Here is a 21,350-nt window from a genome sequence, read left to right on the forward strand (position 1 = left end):
GCGGGCCGGCCTCGTGGTTCAGCGTGTGATCGAGGCCAGGATGCTGGCGCGCACCGCATCGAGCTGGCGTCGCAGCTCAGAGACGGTGTCGGCGGGAACCCGCGAACGGTAGGCGGCGGTGCGCAGGTCGGCGCGCAACTGCTGCCGGAACTCGTTCAGCACCATGTCGGCTTCGTGGAGCGCACGGTTTGACTCGGTGTGGAGGTTGGACTCGTTGGCCGAGTTTTTCGACTCGGACTTGGCCTCGCGGGCCGCAGAGGCGAGATCGGCCCGCAGGCTCTTCATCGCCGCATTGACACCGGAGCGCACTTCGTCGGCCAGGCGACGCACCGAATCGGTCAACTCGTTCTCGATCGCGAACAGGTCGCCCTCCCGGGCGGCCAGCTCGGCCCGGCCCGCCTCGGTGATCTCATAGACGGTCTTGCGGCCGTCGGAGACCTTCGTGACAAGACCCTCTTCCTCGAGCTTGGCGAGCCGGGGGTAGATGGTTCCTGCGCTCGGGCTGTAGGTTCCGCCGAAGCGGTCGCTCAGTGCCTGGATCAGTTCGTAGCCGTGGCGCGGCTGCTCGGCCAACAGGCTGAGCAGGTAGAGCCGGAGGCTGCCGTGGGAAAAGACCGGGGGAGTCATTCCGACGCTCCTTCCTCGCCGAAGGTCGACGCGTCGTGCGAGGCATCCGTCGGGGAATTCTGCCCGCTGCTGTCGGCGCGGCGCACCACCGAGACGTCGCCGGAGACCGACTTCGCGTTGAGTTCGAGCCAGCTGCCCGAGAGGTCGCCGATGCTGCTGTCGAAGCCTTTGCCGAGCGTGCCGCGCACGGTGCGGTCGTCGAGTTGCAGCGTGCCGGAGACGGTGTTGATGCGGTAGCGGGCCGGAACGTCGGCACCGAGGCGCACGGTCAGATTTCCGCTGACCGAGTTGGTGTTGATGCGGTCGGGCACGCCGTCGATGTCGACGAAGACGTTGCCCGAGACGCCGTCGACGCTGAAGCGACGGATGTTTCCGCTCACCGTCACGTCGCCGGAGACCGTGTGCGCTGAAATGTCGCCCGTGTGGCTGCGCACCGAAAGCTCGCCGCTCACGCTGTTCAGTTCGAGAGCGCCGGTGCTGCCGTCGATCACCACGTCACCGGTGACCGTGCTGATGCGTGCGTCGTTGGCGAGCCCGGAGACGAGGGCGTCGGCGGAGATGACGCCGAACTTCAGTGCGATATCGCGCGGCACCATGATGCTCACGTCGGCGCGCGCCGATCCGCGGAACGAGCTGAAGACCTCAATGAAGTTGTCCCAGCGCAGTTGCGGGTGATCGATTTCGAGCAGGTCGCCGTCCATCGAGATCTTGAGGTCTTTGCCGCTGACGCTGTGCACGGTCACGCGGGCTCCGGGCTCGTCGTGCCCGATCACATCAACTCGGCCGGCGATCAGGCTGACCTTCAGGTGGCGTACCAGTTCGATGTCGATGATTTTCGTCTGGCCGGGCGTCACCAGCCACTTTTCGAGTGTCATTGTCTGCTCCTTCGGGGCACCAGCACGGATGCCGAAATCTCGGGTCTGAATCTGAGTTCTGAATTGTCGATGACGCGATATATCGCGTTCCGTAAATCTCACGATATATCGCGTCTTGCCCGAGCGCAAGGTGTTCGCAGAATTCGTCGTTGCCCGGCCGGGTGGGGTACCGAATTCAGGAGTGGAGGTGTGTCGCGGTGCCGAAATGCGTCAGCCGGGCTGAATTTCGGCGCGACACGCACTCCGCTCCTGATTTGGGCTCGCGAGTGCCGGCGGTCGAGTCATCCGCCAGCCTCGCGCGTGCGCCTCAAACGTCGCGTCGCCGCGGCGAAGGCGACGATGTGAGCGCACGCGCGGCAGGTCAGCGCTGGGGTCGACCCGCGCGCCTCCTGTGTCGAGTGCTAGCGCGCCAGGTGCCGCTCATCGACCCCGTTGTAGGCGCTCAGCGGGCGGATCAGTGCGTTCGACTCCAGCTGCTCCATGATGTGCGCGGTCCAGCCGGTGATCCGGGCCGCCACGAACAGCGGCGTGAACGCCGCGGTGTCGAAACCCATCAGGTGATAGGCCGGCCCCGACGGGTAGTCGAGGTTCGGCAGGATGCCCTTGCGTTCGGTCATCGCCAGTTCGAGCGTTGTGTAGAGCGAGAGCAGCGCCGGCCGGTCGTAGTGCTCGATCAGGGTGTCGAGCGCGGTCTTCATCGTCGGCACACGGGAGTCGCCGTCTTTGTAGACCCGGTGCCCGAATCCCATGATCTTGCGCTTCTCGGTGAGCGCGCCTTCCAGCCATCCGGTCGCCGACGCCGCATCACCGATCTCATCGAAGATGTGCATCACGGCCTCATTGGCGCCACCGTGTAGTGGCCCCTTGAGCGCACCGATCGCACCGGTCACCGCCGAATACAGATCGGACAGGGTCGAGGTGATCACTCGCGCGGTGAAGGTTGAGGCATTGAACGAGTGCTCGGCGTAGAGCACCATCGACACGCGGAATGCGTCGACGACGGCCGGCGCGGGCACCTCCCCGAATGTCATGAACAAGAAGTTCGACGAGTAGTCGAGGTCGTCCCGCGGCGCGATCAGCTCCTGACCGCGGCGGCGACGCTGGTCATACGCGACGATCGCCGGAAGCTGCGCGAACAGGCGCAGAGACTTGCCGAGGTTCGACACCCGGCTGTCGTTCTCGGCATCCGGGTCGCTCGCGCCGATCAGGCTGACCGCCGTGCGCACGACATCCATCGGATGCGCCGTCAGCGGGGTCAGGTCGATCACGGCTTTGACCGCGGGGCTGAGCGCACGGAGCGAACGCTCCTCGGCCACGAACGCGGCAAGCTCCTCGGCGCTCGGCAGCTCGCCGTGCCAGAGCAAGTAGGCGACCTCCTCGAACGAGCACCCCGCGGCAAGCTCCTGCACCGGATAGCCGCGGTAGAGCAGCGAGTTCGTCTCCGGGTTGACCTTGGAGATCGCGGTGTAGTCGACGACCACACCGTTCAGTCCCTTGCGAATGTCTGACGTCACTGTCATTTCTAGATCCGATCGGTGGGGCAGGCTCAGCGCGAGACCTGAAAGTTGAACACGGAGGTGTCGAAGCGGTTGTACGCCTCGTAGTCGAGCAGCTCGTAGAGGTCGGCGCGGTGCTGCATCTCGCCGAGCACCGGCTCGAGTGTGCCGTGCTCGTTGAGGGTGTCGAGGCCGCGCACTGCGGACCCCATCGCCAAGCGCAGCAATGAAACCGGCCAGATCACCATGTTGATGCCGATGTCCTGCAACTGGTCCACCGTGAAGAGGGCGCTCTTGCCGAATTCGGTCATGTTGGCCAGCAGCGGCACGTCGACGGCGGCACGTACGGCCTCGAACTCGGCCAGCGTGCCCATCGCCTCGGGGAAGATCGCGTCGGCGCCGGCATCCACCAGCTTCTTGGCCCGGTCGGTCGCCGCGGCCAGGCCGCCGTCGCCCGGCACGGTGGCACGGATGTCGGTGCGCGCCATGATCAAGAAGTTCGGGTCGCGCCGGGCGTCGACGGCTGCCCGGATGCGCTTGAGCGCCGTGTCCTCGTCGACGACCTGCTTGCCGTCGAGGTGCCCGCACCGTTTCGGGTTCACCTGATCCTCGATGTGCGTGCCGGCGAGGCCCGCATCCTCGAGAGTCTGGATCGTGCGGGCCACGTTCATCGGCTCGCCGAAGCCGGTGTCGGCGTCGACGATCGCCGGCAGATTGGTCATCCGGGCGATCTGCTGGGCGCGGGTGGCGACCTCGGTCAGCGTGGTCAGACCGATGTCGGGCAGGCCGAGGTCGGCGGCAAGTACGGCCCCCGAAATGTAGACGCCGTCGAAACCCTTGGCCTCGATCAGCTTGGCCGAGAGCGGGTTGAATGCGCCCGGAAAACGCTGGATCGTGCCACTCGCCAGGCCCGCACGCAATGCCTCGCGCTTGGCGGCCGGCGTTTCGGTCGAGTACAGCATTAGAAGAGCCCCTTCGGCAGCGCGGATGCCTGCAGCAGGCCCGGCTTCGCCACGATGGTGAGCTGGCCGATCTCAGCCGCGGTCAGCTCGGGCAGACGCTCGGCCAGGCCGAGGAAGCGCTCGATCTCGTCGGCCTCCAGTACGTCGGCGGCGAGCGTGCGGAACTTGTTCAGGTACTGCTCGCGACCGAACGGACGCGCACCCAGAGGGTGGGCATCCGCGACCGCGATCTCGTCGACGATCGTCGAACCGTCGGTCAGCGTGATCACCACGCGGCCGCCGAACGCCTTCTCGTTGATGTCGAGCGAGTGGTAGCGGCGCGTCCACTCGGCATCCTCGACTGTCGACGTCTTGTGCCAGAGGGCGACGGTGTCGGGACGGCCGGCGCGCTCGGGAGCGTAGGAATCGACGTGGTGCCAGCTGCCGTCCTGCAGCGCAACCGTGAAGATGTACGGGATCGAGTGGTCGAGCGTCTCGCGCGAGGCGGTCGGGTCGTACTTCTGCGGGTCGTTGGCGCCCGAACCGATCACGTAGTGCGTGTGGTGGCTGGAGTGGATGACGACGGATGCGACGTTGTCGGGGTTCGTGACCTCGGGGTGCTCCTGGTGCAACTTGCGGGCCAGGTCGATCCAGGCCTGCGCCTGGTACTCGGCCGAGTGCTCCTTGGTATAGGTGTCAAGGATGGCGCGCTTGGCTTCGCCGGCGGCGGGCAGCGGCACCGTGTAGGCGGCGGTCGGGCCGTCGAGCAGCCAGGCGATCACGCCGTCTTCGCCCTCGTAGATCGGGGTCGGGCTGCTCTCGCCGCGCATCGCCCGGTCGACGGCCTCGACGGCCATCTTGCCGGCGAAGGCGGGGGCGTGAGCCTTCCAGCTTGAGATTTCACCCTTCCGCGACTGCCGGGTGGCCGTGGTGGTGTGCAGCGCCTGGCCGACGGCCTGGAAGATGGTTTCGGCCGGCAGGCCGAGCAGGGTTCCGATGCCGGCGGCGGCGCTCGGGCCGAGGTGCGCGACGTGGTCGATCTTGTGCTTGTGCAGGCTGATCCCCTTCACCAGATCCACCTGGATCTCGTAACCGGTGGCGATGCCGCGCACGAGGTCGCGCCCGGTCAATCCGCGCTGGGCGGCGACATGCTGGGCCACCGCGACGATCGGCGGGATGTTGTCGCCCGGGTGGGAGTACTCGGCGGCCAGGAAGGTGTCGTGATAGTCGAGCTCCCGCACGGCGACGCCGTTCGCCCAGGCTGCCCACTCCGGGGAGACTCGCACCGCAGCATCCTCACCGAACACGTTGGCGCCGTCGCCACCCGTCGAACGCGGGTGCGAGAGTGCCTGCGAGCGGGCTGAGACGACCGGGCGGCGGGTCAGGGATGCGGCGGCGACCGACGCGTTGTCGATCACACGGTTGATCACCATATCGGTGGCCTCCGCCGAGACCTCGACGGGGTCGACGGCGACCTGGGCGATCTTCCAGGCGAGCTGGTCTTCACGGGCCAGGTTCTCGTCGCTGCGGTAGACGCGCACGGGGTGCTGCAGGGTCATCGGGTGTCCTTTCGTGGGGAGGCGCTCGCCACGGCGGTCGTCTCCGGGTTCTGGGGGTTCGTCTGGGGGTTCGCTTCGGTGTTGATGTTCGAGTTTGTTTTCGCGCTGTTGCCGGTCGGCAGGGGCGGAATCGTCGCCAGGATGTTGTCAAGACTGTTGCGCAGGTGCACGGCGGTCGCCTGGGCGGCGAGCACCTCATCGCGGCGCAGAATCGCATCGATGATCAGAAGGTGTTCGATGCGTGCCTGCTCCAAACGACGCGGGTTGGCGTGCGCGTGGCGGCGGGCCCGGGCCAAGTGGCCACGGATGTCGCCCAGCGCACCCCGCAGATAGCTGTTGTCCATGGCGGAATCGATCGCCGCGTCGAGGCGATCAGCCAGGATGTAGGTCGAGTCGGAGCTGCTGTTTCGGCTGCCCGTGGTGCCGGGCTCGACGACGCCGTGCGGTTCGCTGAGGTCATCGAGCGACGCGCTCAAGAAGGCTTCCTTCAACGCTTCGAAGGCGGCGGTGTCGCGGCGCCGGGCGGCGAGGCGCGCAGCCTGGGTCTCGAGCGCCTCACGCAACTCGAAAAGCTGTTCGATCTGTGCCCGGGAGACCGGGGTGACGATGGCCGTACGCCCCGAGGCGTTCGAGACGAGGCCCTCGTTGATGAGGCGCGAGAGCGCTTCTCTGACCGGGGTGCGCGAGACGCCGATGCGGGCCGAAACCTCGATCTCCGCCAACGGAGTGCCGGGCTCGAGGCGCCAATGGATGATGTCGTCTCGCAGACGTTCGTAGGCGATATCACTGGCGCGCATGGCTTCATCGTAACAAGCACTGATTGCCTTGTGTATACATGAACAGGAAACATGCAGCCTGAGCGCGCGGGAAGTCGCCTAATTTCCGGTGTTCCGGGGCTGCAAGCGCGATCTCTGTATGCAGAATGTCGCCGAGGCGAGCTTGCAGCCAACATCCGTCTCGCAGGGGGTGAAGGTGTTGACATTGACGTAGCGTCAAGATCTAACGTGGAATTCAGCAGCTGGACAGCGCTGCCGAAACCCGCTCACCCACAGTCAGGAGGCCCGATGGACTGGTCGATTCAAGAAATCGCTCGCCTGGCCGGCACCACGAGCCGCACGCTGCGCCACTACGGCGAACTCGGCTTGCTGCCGCCCAGCCGCATCGGCGGCAACGGCTACCGCTACTACGACGAGAAAGCCCTCGTGCGCCTGCAGCGCATTCTGCTGCTGCGTGACCTGGGGCTTGGATTGCCCGCCATCGGCGAGGTGCTGGCCCGTGAATCGGCGGCGGTACCCGCGCTCCGCGGTCACCTGGCCTGGTTGCAGAAGGAGCAGGAACGACTGAACGCACAAATTCGCTCGGTCGAACGCACACTCACCGATCTCGAAGGAGGAAGACAGCTCATGGCTGAGAACATGTTCAACGGTTTCGACCACACCCAGTACAAAGAAGAGGTCGAACAGCGCTGGGGCGCAGAGGCCTATCGGTCAAGCAACGACTGGTGGAGCAGCATGACGGATGCCGAGAAGTCGGCCTGGCAACAGCGTCAGAAGCAACTCGCTCGTGACTGGCAGGCCGCCGCCGAAGGCGGAATTGCCGCCGACAGCGACGAGGCCCAGGCGCTCGCCCAGCGGCAGTTCGACTGGCTGGCCGGCATCCCGGGCACGCCCCGCCGGGCGGAAGGCGGGCCGACGAAGGAGTACTTTGTGGGGCTCGGCGAGATGTACGTCGCCGACGAGCGTTTTGCGGCGAACTATGGAGGAGCTGCGGGGGCCGAGTTCGTGCGCGATGCGCTGGCCATCTTCGCGGAGCGCAACCTGTAGCAGTTTCGTTGATCGAGGAGCGCCCGACGGAGTCGGCCGCGTCTCGAGATCCCGTGAGCCAATCTCTGAACGTGATCACCGCCGAGAATCGGCTCGCGAGGTTTCGAGACGGCCCTGGCGGGCCTCCTCAACCACCGATGACTCCGGTGATCGAGCCTGTCGAGATCGACCTACCGACTCCCTCCGCGCGTAGCATCGGAGCGTGGAGAAGAACAGGAATCTCCTGTCGGTCCGCCTTGCCACCGGGGTGACGCTTCCCTACCTCGCGCAGGGCGATGCGAACGGAACCCCGCTCGTTCTTCTGCACGCCTGGGGTGAATCGCTGGGCTCGTTCGATCGCCTCACCCCACTGCTTCGCGCGGGCATCCGTGTGTTTGCGCCCGACCAACGCGGCCATGGCGAAGCCGACAAGCCGGCCACCGGCTATGCGCTGGCTCAGTTCACAGCCGACGTCGTGGCGTTCCTCGACGAGCTGGGGTTGACCCGTGCTGTTCTGTTGGGATCGTCGAGCGGGGGATACGTCGCCCAACAGGTCGCGATCGATCATCCGGAGCGCGTCGCCGGACTCATCCTGGTCGGGTCGCCCCGCACGTTGAAGGGTCGGCCCGCATTTGCGGCTGAGGTGGAGAAGCTCACCGATCCGATTGATCTGGGCTGGGTCAGGGCGACGCTGGGGTGGTTCCCGCTCGTCGGTGACGTGCCCGAGTGGTTCGTCGACGACCGGGTCGTCGACGGTGTTCGGATGCCCGCCCGCGTCTGGATTGAGGCCCTGCGGGGGCTGTACTCGGCAGAGCCGCCGACGGAAATCGGTACGATCACGGCGCCCACCCTGATTCTCTGGGCGGCAGCCGACGGGCTGCTCTCCGAGGTCGACGAGCGGGCGCTCGCCGCAGCGATTCCCGCATCACGGCTGATCGTCTACGAGAACACGGGGCACCTTGTGCTCTGGGAGCGGCCGGACCGGGTGGCCGCCGATGTGACCGACTTCCTCCTGACGCTTCGCTGATCAAGCCTGTCGAGATCCGGTGACGCGTTCTCGAAACCGGTCGATGACGCAAAGGAGGAGATTCTGCAACACACGGCGCAAACCTGGCGGGCCAGACCGGCGGGTCGCAGAATCTCCTCCTTTACGTATGTGTCGGCGAGGAAAGAAAGAGAAGGATGCGGCGGCATCCGTCTAGTGGATGACCGCCAACACGATGCCGACCGCGACGAACAGAGACCCGAACACCCGGTTCAGCACGCGCTGGCCCCGCTCATCCCGCGTGAACCGCTGGAACGACCGCGCGGCAGCGGCGAAGAAGAACCACATCACGATCACGTCGACCACCACCACGGTCACGGCGATCACCAGGTACTGCGCCAGCAGATCCTCCCCCGGCCGCACGAACTGCGGCAGAAAGGCGAGAAAGAAGACGATCGCCTTCGGGTTGAGCAGGTTCACCCAGAGTCCGCGCCGGAACAACGAGAACGCGGGCTCGTCGCGGATGGCCGCCACGTCATCCGGGTTCGCGCTCGGCTTCGCGAGAAACTGCCGCACACCGAGATAGACGAGATAGGCGGCGCCCGAGTAGCGGATCACGTTGAACGCGATCGGCGAGCTCGACACCAGCACGCCGACGCCGAGGGCCACGATCAGAATCTGAATGACTAGGGCCGTCTGCTGCCCGAGCACGCCCCAGAAGGCACGTCGGAAGCCGACGTTGAGCGAGTTGCTCATGGTGTTGATCGCTCCGGCCCCGGGCGTGAAGCTGATCAGCACGCTGGCGCCGAGGAGGGGGAGCCAGAGTGCGAGTTGCATCAACCCAGCCTACGGGCACCTCACGGTCGGGGACTTGACAGTCACGCCGCGCTCAGTCGACAGGGGGGAGCGTTCCGACATCGCCGGGGGGCTCCCGGGTCGAGGCGTCCGTCGCATCCGTCGACGTCGCATCCGCCACATTCGCCCCCGTCTCGACCGCATCGCTATCCGACGCCGCATCCGCCTTCTCACGCTGCCGCCGGCTCGCCAGGATGAAGGGCACGCCGAGCAACTCGATGATCGCGGCAAATCCGAGCGATGCGGCGTAGCCCGAGACGTCGGCGGAGCGCCCGAGGATCGGTTGCACGACCACGCCGCCCACGCTCCCCATCAACGACTCGAACGACAACACCGTCGCACGTTGCTTCGACGGGATCATGTCGTTCATATACGACTGCTGGATCGGCTGGCCGATCGCCGAGACAAGTCCCCACAAGACCAGCAAGACGATCGCCACCCAGAACGACGGCGTGAGCCAGAGCCCGACGAGTACGACGACACTGCCGAGTGTCGCGCCGACGATCACGGTGGTGCGGAGTCGGAACAGGCGACGGACGCGCGGCGCCGCCCAGCCACCGAGGATTTGCGCGCCGGCGAGAATGGCCGCGGCCAGCCCGGCGATCGAGTACGCCGTCGGGTCACCGTAGAGCTCGAGCAGGTACGGCTGTAGCGCGTAGAAGACGTAGAACCCCACGCCGGTGGCGAAGGGCGCGGCGAACATCATGTAGCGCACGGCCCGGCGCTTGAGACCGAACTCGATCGAGGCGGAGAGCACCGCCTGGGTGGCTTTGAGCGGCCCCTTCGAGCGATCCGGTGTGAACCCGATGTCCTTCATCAGCAGCGCGGCGACGACGAACATCGCCATGAGCACGCCCGCCCTGATGAGAAACGGAACGCCGAGATTCGTCGCCTGCGCGATCACACCGCCGGCCACCGAACCGCCGAGGATGGCGATGCCGGCCACGATTTGAGCGCGTCCGAACACTTTCTCCAGGCCGCCGGCGTAGCCCACGAAGCGCAACGCATCGACGAGCCAGGCGTCGACGGCGCCCGAGAAGAAGGTGAAGCCGAGCCCGAGCAGCATCGAGACGACGGCCCAGGCCCAGAACGGCGCGTGCACCTGCCACATCAGAAAGTAGAGCAGGGTCGAGGCGGCCAGGGTGACGGTGCCGAGCAGGTAGGAGAGTTTTCGGCCCCAGGTATCGGCGACGACGCCCGTCGGCACCTCGAAGATCACCATCCCGGCGGTGAAGAAGGCGTTGGCGGCGAACGCCTCCAAGTTGTTCAACCCAGCGTCGAGTAGAAACAGGGTGTTGATGCCCCAGATGAAGGATGCCGCGAGCGTGTTTCCGAGGGTCAGCGTCAGATAGACGCGCTGAATGCGGCGGGCATCGGCATTCATCACCGGTGCCGCCGGTTCGGGGCGGTCGCGGGGCGTCACGCAACCATCATGGTCCTGCCGCGGCTCGGCGACCAGCCCAGTGCGAAGTTCAACCTAGGCGTGGGGAATCCCGCGGGGCGTGCGCCATTTCCGTACCGATTCCGACGTTGCCGCCGAGCGCCCAACCGATCCCGAGCACGGTCACTTCGATGGCGGTGCGCACGATCCAGATCTTCAGGCCGGTGCGCCGGTGCAGTCCGGTCATTAGGCCGTCGCGCGGGCCGGGGCCGAAATGCGCGCCGATGTAGAGTCCGGTTGCGATGCCGACCACGAGCAGGCCAACCGCGAAGAAGATGATGCGCAGCCAGAGGTCTTGGCCCGCGGGGATCAGCGCGAGGCCGACAGCAGCGCTCGGGCCGACCAGCAGCGCATTCAGCACGGTGCCCACCCCGAGCCGCTGGCGAATGGGGATCCAGAGCAGCAGCACGACGCCACTCAGCAGCACGGTGATGAGGCCAAACCCGAGGTGGGTGTGCTTGTCGATACCGAGAGAGAGCACGTCCCACGGGGCGACGCCGATCTCGCCGCGCACCATCAGGGCAATGCCGATGCCATACAGAAAGAGGCCAATGAGCAGTTGAGGGATGCGGCGGGTCATAGTCACCAATCCAATGTGAAATTGGCACTGTTATCAAGTAGCCAATTTGTTTAGAGTGGCCTTATGGTCGAAAACCAGATGAGTGCCCGCAGCCTCGAGTCACTGCTCGGCGAATGGCAGAGCGGGGCCAGCGCCTACGTGGCATTGGCCGATCGCATCCGTTTGCTGACCCTCGACGGGCGCATTCCGATCGACAGCCGGCTGCCGGCCGAGCGGGACCTGAGCACACGGCTCGGCCTGAGTCGCACCACGATTGCCGCGGCCTACCGCCGCCTGCGCGAGAGCGGCTTCCTGGTCAGTGTGCGCGGTTCGGGCAGCATCGCTCGGCTGCCGGGCAGTGCCCCCGCCCTCACGGTGGTCGACGGCGGCGGCATCCTCGATTTCAGTAAGGCCACCATGCCGGCACTGCCAGCGCTGGCGGATGCGGCGCTCGCCGCGGCCGGCGATCTGCCGCGGCATCTCGGTGATTCGGGCTTCGACCCGATCGGCATTCCCGAACTGCGCCAGGCGATTGCCGACCGGTACACGGCACGCGGCCTGCCGACCGTGCCCGACCAGATCATGGTGACAATCGGTGCCCAGCACGCGATCGCGCTGCTCTCCCGGGTGCTGATCGGGCGGGGAGACCGGGCCCTGATCGAGACCCCGACCTACCCGCATGCCTATGAGGCGCTGCGTGCGGCGGGGGCCAGGTTGGTGCCCGTCAGTGTCTCGGCCGGTGCGCCCGGCGACGACGAATCGACGCTCGGGTGGGACGAGACGGCGCTGATCCAGACCCTGCAGCGCAGCAATCCGGTGCTCGGATATCTCATGCCCGATTTTCACAACCCGACCGGGCAGAGCATGCCGGTCGACCAGCGTGAGCGGGTGCTCGCCGCCGCCGCACGACAGGGCACGGTGCTGATCGCCGATGAGACGATCGCGGAGTTCAACATCGACCGGCCGGGGGAGTACCTGCCGTTCGCGGCGTATGCCGACAGCGCGATGCCCGCCACCGCGGTGTCGATCGGGTCGGTCGGCAAGAGCGTCTGGGGCGGCATCCGGGTGGGCTGGATCCGGGCCGAGCGACCGTTGATTCGCAAGCTCGTCGCGTCGCGCTCGGCGAACGATCTCGGCACCCCGATTCTCGAGCAGCTCATCGTGACGCGGCTGCTGGCCGACATGCCGGCCATCCTCGAGCAGCGCCGCGGCGTGCTCCGCACCTCGCGCGACCACCTCGAGGCGCGGCTGGCCGACCGCTTCCCCGAGTGGCAGGTGCCGCATGTCAATGGCGGCATCACGGCCTGGGTGAACCTCGGGAGCCCGGTCAGTTCGCAGCTCGCCTTGTCGGCCCGCAACCACGGGCTGATCGTGCCGGCCGGTCCCCGGTTCGGAATCGACGGGGCGTTCGAACGGTTCATGCGTATCCCGTTCTGCTACAGCTCCGACGAGATCGATCGTGCCGTCGACGCGCTGGGCCGGGCCTGGGATGCGCTGGGTCAGCATCCGGTGCCCGACACGGGCTATCTCGCCGACGTCGTCTAGCCCGTTCCTCCCGCGAGACTGCAATTGTCGGAGCCTGGCGCGCGCTGAGGCTCCGACAACGGCAGTTTCGCGGGTAGAGCCTGAGAACACGGGCGGATGCCGGGCCCCAAAATCTCGGAGACTCCGGCATCCGACCACGCGACTAGGCGATGCCGACGACCTCCCGGCCGGCGCGCTCGCCCGACTCCACAGCACCGTTCAGGAAGCCGAAAAAGTCGACCGAGGTGTGTTCTCCGGCGAAATGCACATTGCCCGACCTCACGGTTGCCACGCCGAACAGCGAGGTGTACTGCCCGGGCTTCGGGCAGGTGTAGGAGCCTTTCGACCACGGGTTCAGATGCCAGACATCCCGGTAAGACTTACCGGTGTAGGCCGCAGTCATCCCGGGGAACACCGGTTCGACCTGGGCGAGATACGCGGCCACCTGCGTCGCCGAGCCGGGGCCGAAGGGCTGCCCGGTCCAACCGCTGGTGACCTGCCGCCCACCGGGGAAGAAGTTGAAGACTCCCTTCGTCGTCGAGGTGGCCGCGGTGTCGTCCCAACCGCACTGGTAGCCGGAGATATTCGTGTACGACGAGCCGCCATAGCCCTGCGCGACCCACGGGCGCGAACTGACCTGCACGTGCAGCTTGGCGTTGGCCCCGAGGTCCATCTCGGAGATGGCGCGCTTCTTGAGCGCTGAGAAACCGGACTGCGACAGGTCGCAGTCGCGCAGCGTCGTGAACGGCAGGGCCAAGATCACCTTGCCGGCGTTCACATCGCTGATCGTGTTACCGGACTGGAACGAGCAGGTCACGGATCCGTTGCTCAGCGTCTTCACGGCAACGAGTTTCTTGCCGTACTGGATGGTCCCAGCGGGCAACTCGGCGATCATTCCGGCCACGATCTGATCGTTGCCACCCTCGACGATGAAGCGCTCGTCGGCGCCGTTGATCGGTTCCAGGGCGCTCTGCGTGTTCCAGCCGAGCAGGTAGATGAGGTTGAGCGCCGACTGCTGATCGGGATCGAGTCCGTACTCGGCAATCACATTGGACTGCATGAGCTTGCCGAATTTGCTCGACAAGCCTCCGGGGATGTTGCCGGCGATCCATTCGTTGACGGTCATATTGTCGATTGCGACGCCCGCCGCCGTGTGGTTGTCGAAGGTCTGGGTGGCCGGTGCACTCTGCAGCGCGCTCTTGAAGGTCTGCCACACCGAGGCCCAATCGTCTTTCGCGGTCGAGTAGAGGTAGTTGGCGCCATCGATGTAGTACTTGTCGCCGAAGCTGCCGTAGCTCCCGCCGTTCGCCTCTTTCAGGGTGAGCCCCAACGAATTGGCGAGGTTGCGGGTGGCGTTGTGATCGGTGTTGATGAAGGCCCCGCCGTGCTCGACGACAGCACCGTCGTCGAAATAGTTGGTCAGGCTGTAGCAGCGTCCACCCGCCCGGGTGTTTCCTTCGTAAATGGTGGAGCGCACGCCCTTCACGGTATAGAGCCAGTGTGCGGCGCGAACTCCCGCGAGACCGGCTCCGACGATGACGACGGATGGAACGTTGTTACCGCTGCCGGCGGTGGTTGCCGCGGAGGCCGAAAGTCGATCGCCGGTGACGCTGACGAGTCCTGCGGCGCCCAGGATGGTCGCTCCCTTCAGCACACTGCGCCGGGTCAGCTCGCCGCGCTCCGGCTCCCGTTCAAGTACTTCGTCGACTGGAATTCCGGTGTTCTCAGATACTCGGTGGGCGGCGAATATTCGTTGAATGCTGCCGGTGAGGGGGGTATTTCCGTTTCTTGCTGGCATGAAGATCTCCTCGAGTTGTTGCGGAACACGATGGGTACACTTGCATTGAGCAGCTCGCTACTGAACAGAATGTTCAGTGCTAATTAGCTTCCGTTTGGTACTGGCTGTCAAGTGTTCAGCTGGATTCGCCCGTAGAAGTGAGCCCGTAGAACTGAGGAGCAGTGATAGTCGACGACGACATCGGGGCCCGTGTGCGGTCCTTTCGGAAGCTCAGAAGGATGCCGCTTCGAGCGTTGGCCGAGGCGGCCGGGTTGAGCCCGAGCTTCGTGAGCCAGTTCGAGAACGGCTTGACGAACGCGAGCATCGGAAGCCTCCGCCGGCTTGCCGACTCCCTCGGTGTTTCACTGGCCGATCTCGTCGACAGTGAGACCCGGCCCGCGAACACGGTTTTGCGCAGGGAGGACCGCCCGACTCTGCCGAGCAGCGATGGCGCCCGAAAGTTCGTCATCACTCAGCCGCCGCTTCGGCACGTCGAGGTCTATGTCTCTGAGTTCGCGCCGGGTGGATCGACGGGAAGCGAACAATATGCGCATGGAGAGGCGCAGGAGGTGCTGCTCGTCCTGCGTGGCGAGGTCACTCTCCATCTCGATGACCAGGAGCTGCGCCTTCATCCCGGCGACAGCATCGAATACCTCAGCAGCACGCCGCACCGCGTGGTGAACCGCGGCGACACCGAGGCCGAAGTGCTCTGGGTGACGAGCCCGCCGACGCCGGAACACGCACCAGTGACCACACCCGTCGCGCCGACGAGGTGAGCATTGTGGCGCGGTTGTAAACGGTGCCGGTGGGGCTACTCGTCGAGTACGAACGTCACCTCGATCACGACCTCCCAGGCCGTGATGGCTCCGTCTGAAACCTCCACCTTCTGTTCCTTCACCCACGCTCCTGAAACACCGCGCAGGGTTTTGTTCGCCCGGGCGATCCCGGCCGCGACGGCATCCTCGAATGATGTCTCGGACCGGACGCTGAGCGTCGTGACACGTGCAACAGACATGGTTCCTCCTCATTGATCGAACTCGCCCAGAGCATACGCTCGGCGTCCAAGCCCTGACACCCCTCGCATCGGGCGCGTCGGCCGGGTGCGCGATCGCGCCACGCCGCGCTGACATACTGATCTGGTGCATTTTCTCGCTGTCTTAAGCATGAAGAACCGGGCGCTCATCGCGCTCATCACGATCGTCGCGGCCGTCTTCGGCAGCCTGGCGCTGACCAGCCTCAAGCAGGAGTTGATCCCGTCACTCCAGCTGCCGCAGCTGCTCGTATCGACGAGCTACCCCGGCGCGTCACCCGAGGTCGTCAACGACGACGTCTCGACGCCGATCGAAACGGCGATTCAGGGCGTTCCCGGCCTGGAATCCACGTCGACGACGAGCAGCACCAACGTCTCGATGGTGAGCGCGACATTCACCTACGGCACCGACCTCGCCAAGGCCGAGTCGAAGATCGGTCAGGCGATCAACCGCATCAAGTCGACCCTGCCCGACAATGTCGACCCGCAGGTGCTCAGCGGTAGCATCGACGACTTCCCGGTGCTGTCGATCGCCGTCTCCGGCGGAGACCCGGCCACGCTCTCGGACGAGCTCAAGCGCAGCGTGCTCGGCGACATCCGCGACGTCTCCGGCGTGCGCGATGCCGCCCTCGTCGGCGACGTCGGTCAGCGGGTGACGATCACTCCGGATGACGCGCAGCTCGCCGAACGCGGGCTCAGCACGCAGTCGATCCGTTCCGCAATTCAGCAGAACGGTGCGTTCATCCCGGCCGGTTCGCTGACGGAGGGGGACAAAACCCTGTCGGTGCAGCTCGGCTCGAAGCTCACTTCTGTCGAGGACATCAGCGCCCTGCCCCTGATTTCGGCCGTTCCCGGCAAGCCGGTAACCACTGTGACGACGATCGGCGACGTGGCAACGGTCGCGCTCGAAGCGAATCCGGCCACCAGCATCTCGCGCGTCAACGGGGAACCGGCGCTCACGATCTCGGTCACCAAGGTGCCCGCGGCCAACACCGTCGAGGTCTCGACGCAGGTGCGCGAGATCCTTCCCGAACTCGAAGCCGCCGTTCCGGGCGCGACCTTCACCATCGTCTTCGACCAGGCTCCCTTCATCCAGCAGTCGATCGACTCGCTCACCCAGGAGGGCATGCTCGGCCTGTTCTTCGCTGTGCTGGTGATCTTGGTATTCCTGCTCTCGGTGCGCGCGACCCTCGTCACCGCGATCTCCATTCCAACGTCGGTGCTGATCACGTTCATCGGATTGCAGACCGTCGGGTACTCGCTGAACATCCTCACCCTGGGCGCCCTGACGATCGCGATCGGCCGGGTCGTCGACGACTCGATCGTTGTGATTGAAAACATCAAACGGCACCTCGTTCCCGGTGTGGACAAGGCGGAGACCATTGTCGGCGCCGTGCGCGAGGTGGCCGGCGCGATCACGGCGTCGACCATCACGACCGTGGCCGTGTTCTTGCCGATCTCATTCGTGAGCGGCTCGACCGGTGAACTGTTCCGCCCGTTCGCGCTGACCATCACCATTGCGTTGGCGGCGTCGCTGCTCGTCTCGCTGACGATCGTGCCCGTGCTCGCGTACTGGTTCTTGAAGGTTCCGACGGCGAAACCGGCGGAGATCTTGGCCGCCACGACCGGCGAAGCGGATGCCCCGGCGCTGGTCTCGGTTTCGACCGGGTCGGTCTCGACAAGCTCGACCACCGGAGTCTCGACAAGCTCGACCACCGGCTCGCGCCGCTCGCGCCGCGCCGAGGCAGCAGCGGAACCCGACGAGCTCGAGCACCCGAGCCGCCTGCAGAAGGGCTATCTGCCGGTCATCCGGTGGACGCTCAAGCACGCGGTCGCCACCATGCTTCTCGCCGCGCTCGTGCTCGTGGGCACGGTCGCCATGATTCCGCTGATGAAGGTCAACTTCCTCGGGTCCACCGGCCAAAACACGTTCAGTGTGACGCAGACTCTGCCGGTCGGCACGAGCCTGGCCACCCTCGACGCCGCCTCCGAGCAGGTCGAAACGACGCTCCGCGGCATCGACGGCGTCGACGTCGTGCAGGTTTCGATCGGTGGCAGCAGCATGGCCGCGGCATTCGGGGGCGGCTCCTCGTCCAGCGACGTCACCTACTCGATCACGACCGCCGACTCGGCCGACGCCGATGAGGTGCAGCAGCAAGCGCGCACCGAACTCAACAACCTGTCGGACGCCGGCGAGGTCTCGATCGGTGCCTCGAGCGGTTTCGGCGGATCCTCGACGATCGACGTCGATGTGACGGCGGCGAACCCCGCTGACCTGCAGACCGCGACCGACGCCATCCTGGCCCAGGTCTCGAAGCTCGATTCGATCAGTGAGAGCTCCAGCAACCTGTCTGCTTCGCGCCCGTATCTCGCGATTGATGTCGACGCGGATGCCGCGGCGAAGGCCGGGCTCAGCGAACTCGCCCTCGGCACCCTCGTGTCGCAGGCGATGCAGCCGAGCGTGCTCGGCTCAATTGTGATCAACGACACGTCGCTGTCGATGTATCTGCAGTCGGATGCACCGCCCGCGACCACCGCGGAGCTCTCGGCACTGCAGATCCCCACGGCCACCGGTCCCGTCGCACTCGACACTTTGGCGACGGTCAGCCAGGTCGACGGGCCGTCGTCCATCACGACCGCCAAGGGAATCCGCACGGCAACGGTTTCGGCCATGCCGAGCGGTGACGATCTCGGCACGGCCAGTGCGGCGATCACCACCGTGATCGACGAGACCACCCTGCCCGCCGGCGCAACGGCGACGCTCGGCGGAGTCTCGGCCGACCAGACTGAAGCGTTCAGCCAGTTGGGCATCGCGATGCTCGTGGCCATCCTGATCGTCTACATCGTGATGGTGGCGACCTTCCGTTCGCTCCGGCAGCCGCTGTTGCTACTTGTCTCGGTGCCGTTCGCGGCGACGGGAGCCATTGCGCTGCAGGTCATCACCGGCGTTCCGCTCGGTGTCGCGTCGATGATCGGCGTGCTGATGCTGATCGGCATCGTCGTGACCAACGCCATCGTGCTCGTCGACTTGGTCAACCAGTATCGGCGCAAGGGCATGAGTGTGCCCGACGCGCTCATTCACGGTGCTTCTCGCCGTCTCCGGCCGATCCTGATGACCGCCCTGGCGACGATCTTTGCGCTGCTGCCAATGGCGGTCGGACTCACCGGGCACGGCGGCTTCATCTCGCAGCCGCTCGCACTCGTGGTCATCGGCGGGCTCGTGTCGTCGACGGTGCTGACCCTCGTTGTTCTGCCCGTGCTCTACTACCTCGTCGAAGGACGTGCCGAGCGTCGGGCGGTACGTCGTCTCGCGGTTGCCGCGGCTGCAGCAACGGATGCCGTTGTTGTCACGGAGGGTGCGGAGGTTGCGGACGTTGCGCCCGTGGTGGAAGCTGCACCGGTGGTGGAGCCCGCGCCGGTGGCAGTCGCCGAGGCTGCGCCTGTGGCCGAGGTTGCGCCTGTGGCCGAGGTTGCGCCGGTCGCCGAACCCTCGCCGGTGTCCGAAGCTGCACCTGCAGCGGAAGCTGTACCTGTCGCCGAAGCCGAAGCCGAAGCCGAAGCCGAAGCCGAAGCCGAAGCCGAAGCCGAAGCTGCACCTGCAGCGGAAGCTGTACCTGTCGCCGAAGCCGATGCCGATGCCGATGCCGAACCGGTAGCCGAACCCGAAGCTGTAGTCGAAGTCGAGGCTGTAGATCCCGAACCTGCGGAGGATCCCGCGCCGGTAGTCGCCGAAGCAGTGGAGGAGATGTCGGATGACGCGTCGCCCGAGCTCGCGACGGAAGCGGTGGAGTCGGAAGCGGTGCAGATCGAATCGGCGCAGCCTGATCTCGTTCAGCCTGACCTCGCACAGCCCGACCTCGCTCAGCCGGAAGCCGCCGAGGCCACGCCTGCCGAAGCGACTTCGGAAGCTGCCCAGCCGGACGCCGTGCCTGCGGATGCCGTTGTCATGGACACTCCGTATGCGGAACTCGACCAGCTCGAAGACCAGCTTGTCGACGAGCTCAACGACCAGCCCTTCGACGAGCCTGACGATGGCTTCGTCGAACCCGGCGACGTCGGCTCCGCACCGATTCCGGCGGGCACGCGCTAACCCCTCTCGCTGGTTGAGGAGCGAGCGCCAGCGAGCGTCTCGACACCTCGCAGGCCGGTCTCCAGACGCAACCAGGGTTCACGGAACTCAACCGTCGGCCGGATAGGTGCCATTTTCGCTAATGAATTTCAGGGTCATATGACTCTGAAATTCATTAGCGAAAAAGGGTACCCCGGAGCCGCATCGCAGGTGGTCGGCCGCGACTCTTCAGGCGAGCGTCGACGCGAGAAAGCTCAGCGCGGCGGTGGCGAGATCGGTCGTCGTGTCGGGCGTGGGCGCACTCTCGCCGAAGGGGATGGCGACCCAGTCCTTGAAAGGGCGGTGCTGCCCCGAGGGATCCCACAGCTCAGCGCCGGGCAACGCCAACGCCGTCGAATGTGCGGAACTTCCGTCGCCGAGTTTGAGCGCGATTCGATCGCCCTGCAGACAGGCGAATGCCTTCTTCTGCAGGGTGATGGCGCGGGCACCGAACATCTTGCCGCCGACGGCGCCCGCTGGTGCGAGTTCGAGAATCAAGTCGTCGAAAACCGCTTCTGCGCTCATGTTGCGATGGTAGCCGCATCCACCGGCTCGGAATCGCCTCAGCACGACGAAGCAACCGCACACTTGAGCAGGGCGCAGATCACGTGGAGCCGTCCGGTATCCAAGACACGCGCGCGGTCAACCGCCTGTCTCGACCGAAGCGCGGTTGCTAGGGTCGAAATCGTGACCGATGCAGCGCTGCCTCATGACCCCCTCTGGCCCCGAACCGGCAGCTGGCCGTCGCCGGACGACCTGGCTCCCGAGACTCCGATCGACCTCGGGTTGATCGGCATTCCGGCCTGGCGCACCTCGCTGTCGCCCACCAACGCCTGGCAGACGCCGCGGGCGATTCGCCACGCACTCAAGAAGTACAGCGGTGCGCTCATGCCGGACCGGGTCGGTCGGCCCAACCCGCGCAGTCTTGACGAACTCACTGTTGCTGACTTCGGTGACGCCTTTGAGCCCGACGGTGAGGCCGGCGAGGCCAATGCGATCGGCGCTGTCGCTGCGGCGGCAGCTCGCTCGCGTGTCGTCGTGGCGCTCGGCGGCGACAACTCGCTCACCGTTCCCGTCGCCCGCGGCGCCTGGGGAGACAACGCGTCGACCGCGGGACTCATCACCCTCGACGCCCACTACGACCTGCGTGACGGCGTCTCGAATGGCTCGCCCGTGCGCCGCCTCATCGAAGAAGCCGGGCTGGACGGTCGCCGCATTGTGCAGATCGGCATCGCCGACTTCGTGAACTCCCGCGAGTATGCCCAGCGCGCTCTCGACTACGGCATCACGGTCGTGCATCGCGACGAGCTGCACCGGCGTCCGATGAGTGATGTGTTCGCCGAAGCGCTCGACATCGCCGGATCCGCCGGTGGCCCGATCCATGTCGACCTCGACGTCGATGTGTGCGACAGATCAGTGGCGCCGGGATGCCCCGCGTCAGTCCCCGGCGGAATCTCCGCCTGGGAACTCCGCACCGCGGCCCGTGCGGCAGGTGCGGACTCCCGTGTGGTCTCGGTTGACCTTGCCGAGATCGACGCCTCGGCCGACACCGCCGACGCCCGCACCGTGCGCCTCGCCGCGCTCTGTGTGCTGGAGGTCGCGGCGGGTCTGCTCGACCGCCCTTAGCGGCGGTCGCGTCGCGCTGGCATCGGCTGTTCCATCGCCGCCAGGGCGACGCGCGACACGCATCATGTAACCGATGGTCGGGCCGGTGCGGAACTTCGGCGATTCTCGACGATTCCGCGTGAATTCGGCCCGAGAGTCGGGATTT

General features: G+C 66.1%; 18 protein-coding genes. 6 read left to right on the forward strand and 12 right to left on the reverse strand.

Going from position 1 to position 21,350, the window contains the following annotated elements; translation table 11 throughout:
- Positions 1 to 18 precede the first annotated feature (18 nt).
- From AB4Y63_RS15165 to AB4Y63_RS15190, 6 genes are all read right to left on the reverse strand, one after another.
- Positions 19 to 627, reverse strand: a complete 609-nt coding sequence (locus tag AB4Y63_RS15165) for a PadR family transcriptional regulator (protein WP_441791899.1) — start codon at positions 625 to 627, stop codon at positions 19 to 21.
- Positions 624 to 1,502, reverse strand: a complete 879-nt coding sequence (locus tag AB4Y63_RS15170; RefSeq protein ID WP_441791900.1) for a DUF4097 family beta strand repeat-containing protein — start codon at positions 1,500 to 1,502, stop codon at positions 624 to 626. The genes AB4Y63_RS15165 and AB4Y63_RS15170 overlap by 4 nt, the downstream gene beginning before the upstream one ends.
- 401 nt (positions 1,503 to 1,903) lie before the next feature.
- Positions 1,904 to 3,022 (reverse strand): bifunctional 2-methylcitrate synthase/citrate synthase, encoded by a 1,119-nt coding sequence (locus tag AB4Y63_RS15175; RefSeq protein WP_441791901.1) that lies wholly within the window; start codon positions 3,020 to 3,022, stop codon positions 1,904 to 1,906.
- 26 nt (positions 3,023 to 3,048) lie between these two features.
- Positions 3,049 to 3,960, reverse strand: a complete 912-nt coding sequence (prpB, locus tag AB4Y63_RS15180; protein WP_441791902.1) for a methylisocitrate lyase — start codon at positions 3,958 to 3,960, stop codon at positions 3,049 to 3,051.
- The gene (locus AB4Y63_RS15185) at positions 3,960 to 5,498 is read right to left on the reverse strand and encodes an MmgE/PrpD family protein (RefSeq protein WP_441791903.1); all 1,539 of its coding nucleotides are present in this window, start codon (positions 5,496 to 5,498) and stop codon (positions 3,960 to 3,962) included. The genes prpB and AB4Y63_RS15185 overlap by 1 nt, the downstream gene beginning before the upstream one ends.
- Positions 5,495 to 6,295: a GntR family transcriptional regulator gene (locus AB4Y63_RS15190; protein WP_441791904.1), complete on the reverse strand. Its 801-nt coding sequence runs from the start codon at positions 6,293 to 6,295 to the stop codon at positions 5,495 to 5,497. Before AB4Y63_RS15190 ends, AB4Y63_RS15185 begins: the two co-directional genes overlap by 4 nt.
- A gap of 267 nt (positions 6,296 to 6,562) precedes the next feature.
- Here AB4Y63_RS15190 and AB4Y63_RS15195 point away from each other — a divergent pair, with 267 nt between their 5' ends.
- Both AB4Y63_RS15195 and AB4Y63_RS15200 read left to right on the forward strand, forming a co-directional pair.
- Positions 6,563 to 7,321: a MerR family transcriptional regulator gene (locus AB4Y63_RS15195; protein ID WP_441791905.1), complete on the forward strand. Its 759-nt coding sequence runs from the start codon at positions 6,563 to 6,565 to the stop codon at positions 7,319 to 7,321.
- A 202-nt stretch (positions 7,322 to 7,523) separates the two neighbouring features.
- Entirely contained in the window at positions 7,524 to 8,327 is an 804-nt protein-coding gene (locus tag AB4Y63_RS15200) for an alpha/beta fold hydrolase (protein WP_441791906.1), read from the forward strand.
- 171 nt (positions 8,328 to 8,498) lie between these two features.
- Here AB4Y63_RS15200 and AB4Y63_RS15205 read toward each other — a convergent pair whose 3' ends face one another.
- The 3 genes from AB4Y63_RS15205 to yczE form a co-directional block, all read right to left on the reverse strand.
- A complete protein-coding gene (locus tag AB4Y63_RS15205; protein WP_441791907.1) occupies positions 8,499 to 9,122 on the reverse strand; it encodes a LysE family transporter in 624 nt (207 codons plus the stop codon).
- Between the two features lie 52 nt (positions 9,123 to 9,174).
- Entirely contained in the window at positions 9,175 to 10,524 is a 1,350-nt protein-coding gene (locus AB4Y63_RS15210) for an MFS transporter (RefSeq protein WP_441792042.1), read from the reverse strand.
- 88 nt (positions 10,525 to 10,612) lie between these two features.
- Positions 10,613 to 11,161 (reverse strand): membrane protein YczE, encoded by a 549-nt coding sequence (gene yczE, locus AB4Y63_RS15215; protein ID WP_441792043.1) that lies wholly within the window; start codon positions 11,159 to 11,161, stop codon positions 10,613 to 10,615.
- A gap of 63 nt (positions 11,162 to 11,224) precedes the next feature.
- Here yczE and yczR point away from each other — a divergent pair, with 63 nt between their 5' ends.
- Positions 11,225 to 12,685, forward strand: coding sequence for a MocR-like transcription factor YczR (gene yczR / locus AB4Y63_RS15220; RefSeq protein ID WP_441791908.1), 1,461 nt, complete (start codon positions 11,225 to 11,227; stop codon positions 12,683 to 12,685).
- Positions 12,686 to 12,827: 142 nt separating this feature from the next.
- Here yczR and AB4Y63_RS15225 read toward each other — a convergent pair whose 3' ends face one another.
- Entirely contained in the window at positions 12,828 to 14,462 is a 1,635-nt protein-coding gene (locus AB4Y63_RS15225; protein ID WP_441791909.1) for a flavin monoamine oxidase family protein, read from the reverse strand.
- A 191-nt stretch (positions 14,463 to 14,653) separates the two neighbouring features.
- Between AB4Y63_RS15225 and AB4Y63_RS15230 the strand changes: the two genes are divergently transcribed.
- Positions 14,654 to 15,217, forward strand: a complete 564-nt coding sequence (locus tag AB4Y63_RS15230; protein ID WP_441792044.1) for a helix-turn-helix domain-containing protein — start codon at positions 14,654 to 14,656, stop codon at positions 15,215 to 15,217.
- A gap of 35 nt (positions 15,218 to 15,252) precedes the next feature.
- Here the strand turns inward: AB4Y63_RS15230 and AB4Y63_RS15235 are convergent, their stop codons facing one another.
- On the reverse strand, positions 15,253 to 15,456 hold the full coding sequence (locus AB4Y63_RS15235; protein ID WP_441791910.1) for a dodecin family protein: 204 nt from the start codon (positions 15,454 to 15,456) through the stop codon (positions 15,253 to 15,255).
- Between the two features lie 124 nt (positions 15,457 to 15,580).
- Between AB4Y63_RS15235 and AB4Y63_RS15240 the strand changes: the two genes are divergently transcribed.
- The gene (locus AB4Y63_RS15240; protein WP_441791911.1) at positions 15,581 to 19,561 is read left to right on the forward strand and encodes an efflux RND transporter permease subunit; all 3,981 of its coding nucleotides are present in this window, start codon (positions 15,581 to 15,583) and stop codon (positions 19,559 to 19,561) included.
- 207 nt (positions 19,562 to 19,768) lie between these two features.
- On the opposite strand, the gene AB4Y63_RS15245 is transcribed toward AB4Y63_RS15240, so the two are convergent.
- Positions 19,769 to 20,104: a hypothetical protein gene (locus tag AB4Y63_RS15245; protein WP_441791912.1), complete on the reverse strand. Its 336-nt coding sequence runs from the start codon at positions 20,102 to 20,104 to the stop codon at positions 19,769 to 19,771.
- Between the two features lie 162 nt (positions 20,105 to 20,266).
- Here AB4Y63_RS15245 and AB4Y63_RS15250 point away from each other — a divergent pair, with 162 nt between their 5' ends.
- Entirely contained in the window at positions 20,267 to 21,205 is a 939-nt protein-coding gene (locus tag AB4Y63_RS15250; protein WP_441791913.1) for an arginase family protein, read from the forward strand.
- Positions 21,206 to 21,350: the final 145 nt, after the last annotated feature.

Origin of the sequence: Leifsonia sp. YAF41 (assembly GCF_052113185.1) — a bacterium.
Taxonomy (GTDB): domain Bacteria; phylum Actinomycetota; class Actinomycetes; order Actinomycetales; family Microbacteriaceae; genus Cryobacterium.

What these genes read in the sequence shown, in the direction of transcription:
- AB4Y63_RS15235 (WP_441791910.1), bottom strand. Translation starts at nt 15,456, where the DNA reads ATGTCTGTTGCACGTGTCACGACGCTCAGCGTCCGGTCCGAGACATCA.
- AB4Y63_RS15245 (WP_441791912.1), bottom strand. Translation starts at nt 20,104, where the DNA reads ATGAGCGCAGAAGCGGTTTTCGACGACTTGATTCTCGAACTCGCACCA.
- AB4Y63_RS15210 (WP_441792042.1), bottom strand. Translation starts at nt 10,524, where the DNA reads ATGAATGCCGATGCCCGCCGCATTCAGCGCGTCTATCTGACGCTGACC.
- AB4Y63_RS15195 (WP_441791905.1), top strand. Translation starts at nt 6,563, where the DNA reads ATGGACTGGTCGATTCAAGAAATCGCTCGCCTGGCCGGCACCACGAGC.
- AB4Y63_RS15165 (WP_441791899.1), bottom strand. Translation starts at nt 627, where the DNA reads ATGACTCCCCCGGTCTTTTCCCACGGCAGCCTCCGGCTCTACCTGCTC.
- yczE (WP_441792043.1), bottom strand. Translation starts at nt 11,161, where the DNA reads ATGACCCGCCGCATCCCTCAACTGCTCATTGGCCTCTTTCTGTATGGC.
- AB4Y63_RS15190 (WP_441791904.1), bottom strand. Translation starts at nt 6,295, where the DNA reads ATGCGCGCCAGTGATATCGCCTACGAACGTCTGCGAGACGACATCATC.
- AB4Y63_RS15185 (WP_441791903.1), bottom strand. Translation starts at nt 5,498, where the DNA reads ATGACCCTGCAGCACCCCGTGCGCGTCTACCGCAGCGACGAGAACCTG.
- prpB (WP_441791902.1), bottom strand. Translation starts at nt 3,960, where the DNA reads ATGCTGTACTCGACCGAAACGCCGGCCGCCAAGCGCGAGGCATTGCGT.
- AB4Y63_RS15225 (WP_441791909.1), bottom strand. Translation starts at nt 14,462, where the DNA reads ATGCCAGCAAGAAACGGAAATACCCCCCTCACCGGCAGCATTCAACGA.
- yczR (WP_441791908.1), top strand. Translation starts at nt 11,225, where the DNA reads ATGGTCGAAAACCAGATGAGTGCCCGCAGCCTCGAGTCACTGCTCGGC.
- AB4Y63_RS15205 (WP_441791907.1), bottom strand. Translation starts at nt 9,122, where the DNA reads ATGCAACTCGCACTCTGGCTCCCCCTCCTCGGCGCCAGCGTGCTGATC.
- AB4Y63_RS15175 (WP_441791901.1), bottom strand. Translation starts at nt 3,022, where the DNA reads ATGACAGTGACGTCAGACATTCGCAAGGGACTGAACGGTGTGGTCGTC.
- AB4Y63_RS15170 (WP_441791900.1), bottom strand. Translation starts at nt 1,502, where the DNA reads ATGACACTCGAAAAGTGGCTGGTGACGCCCGGCCAGACGAAAATCATC.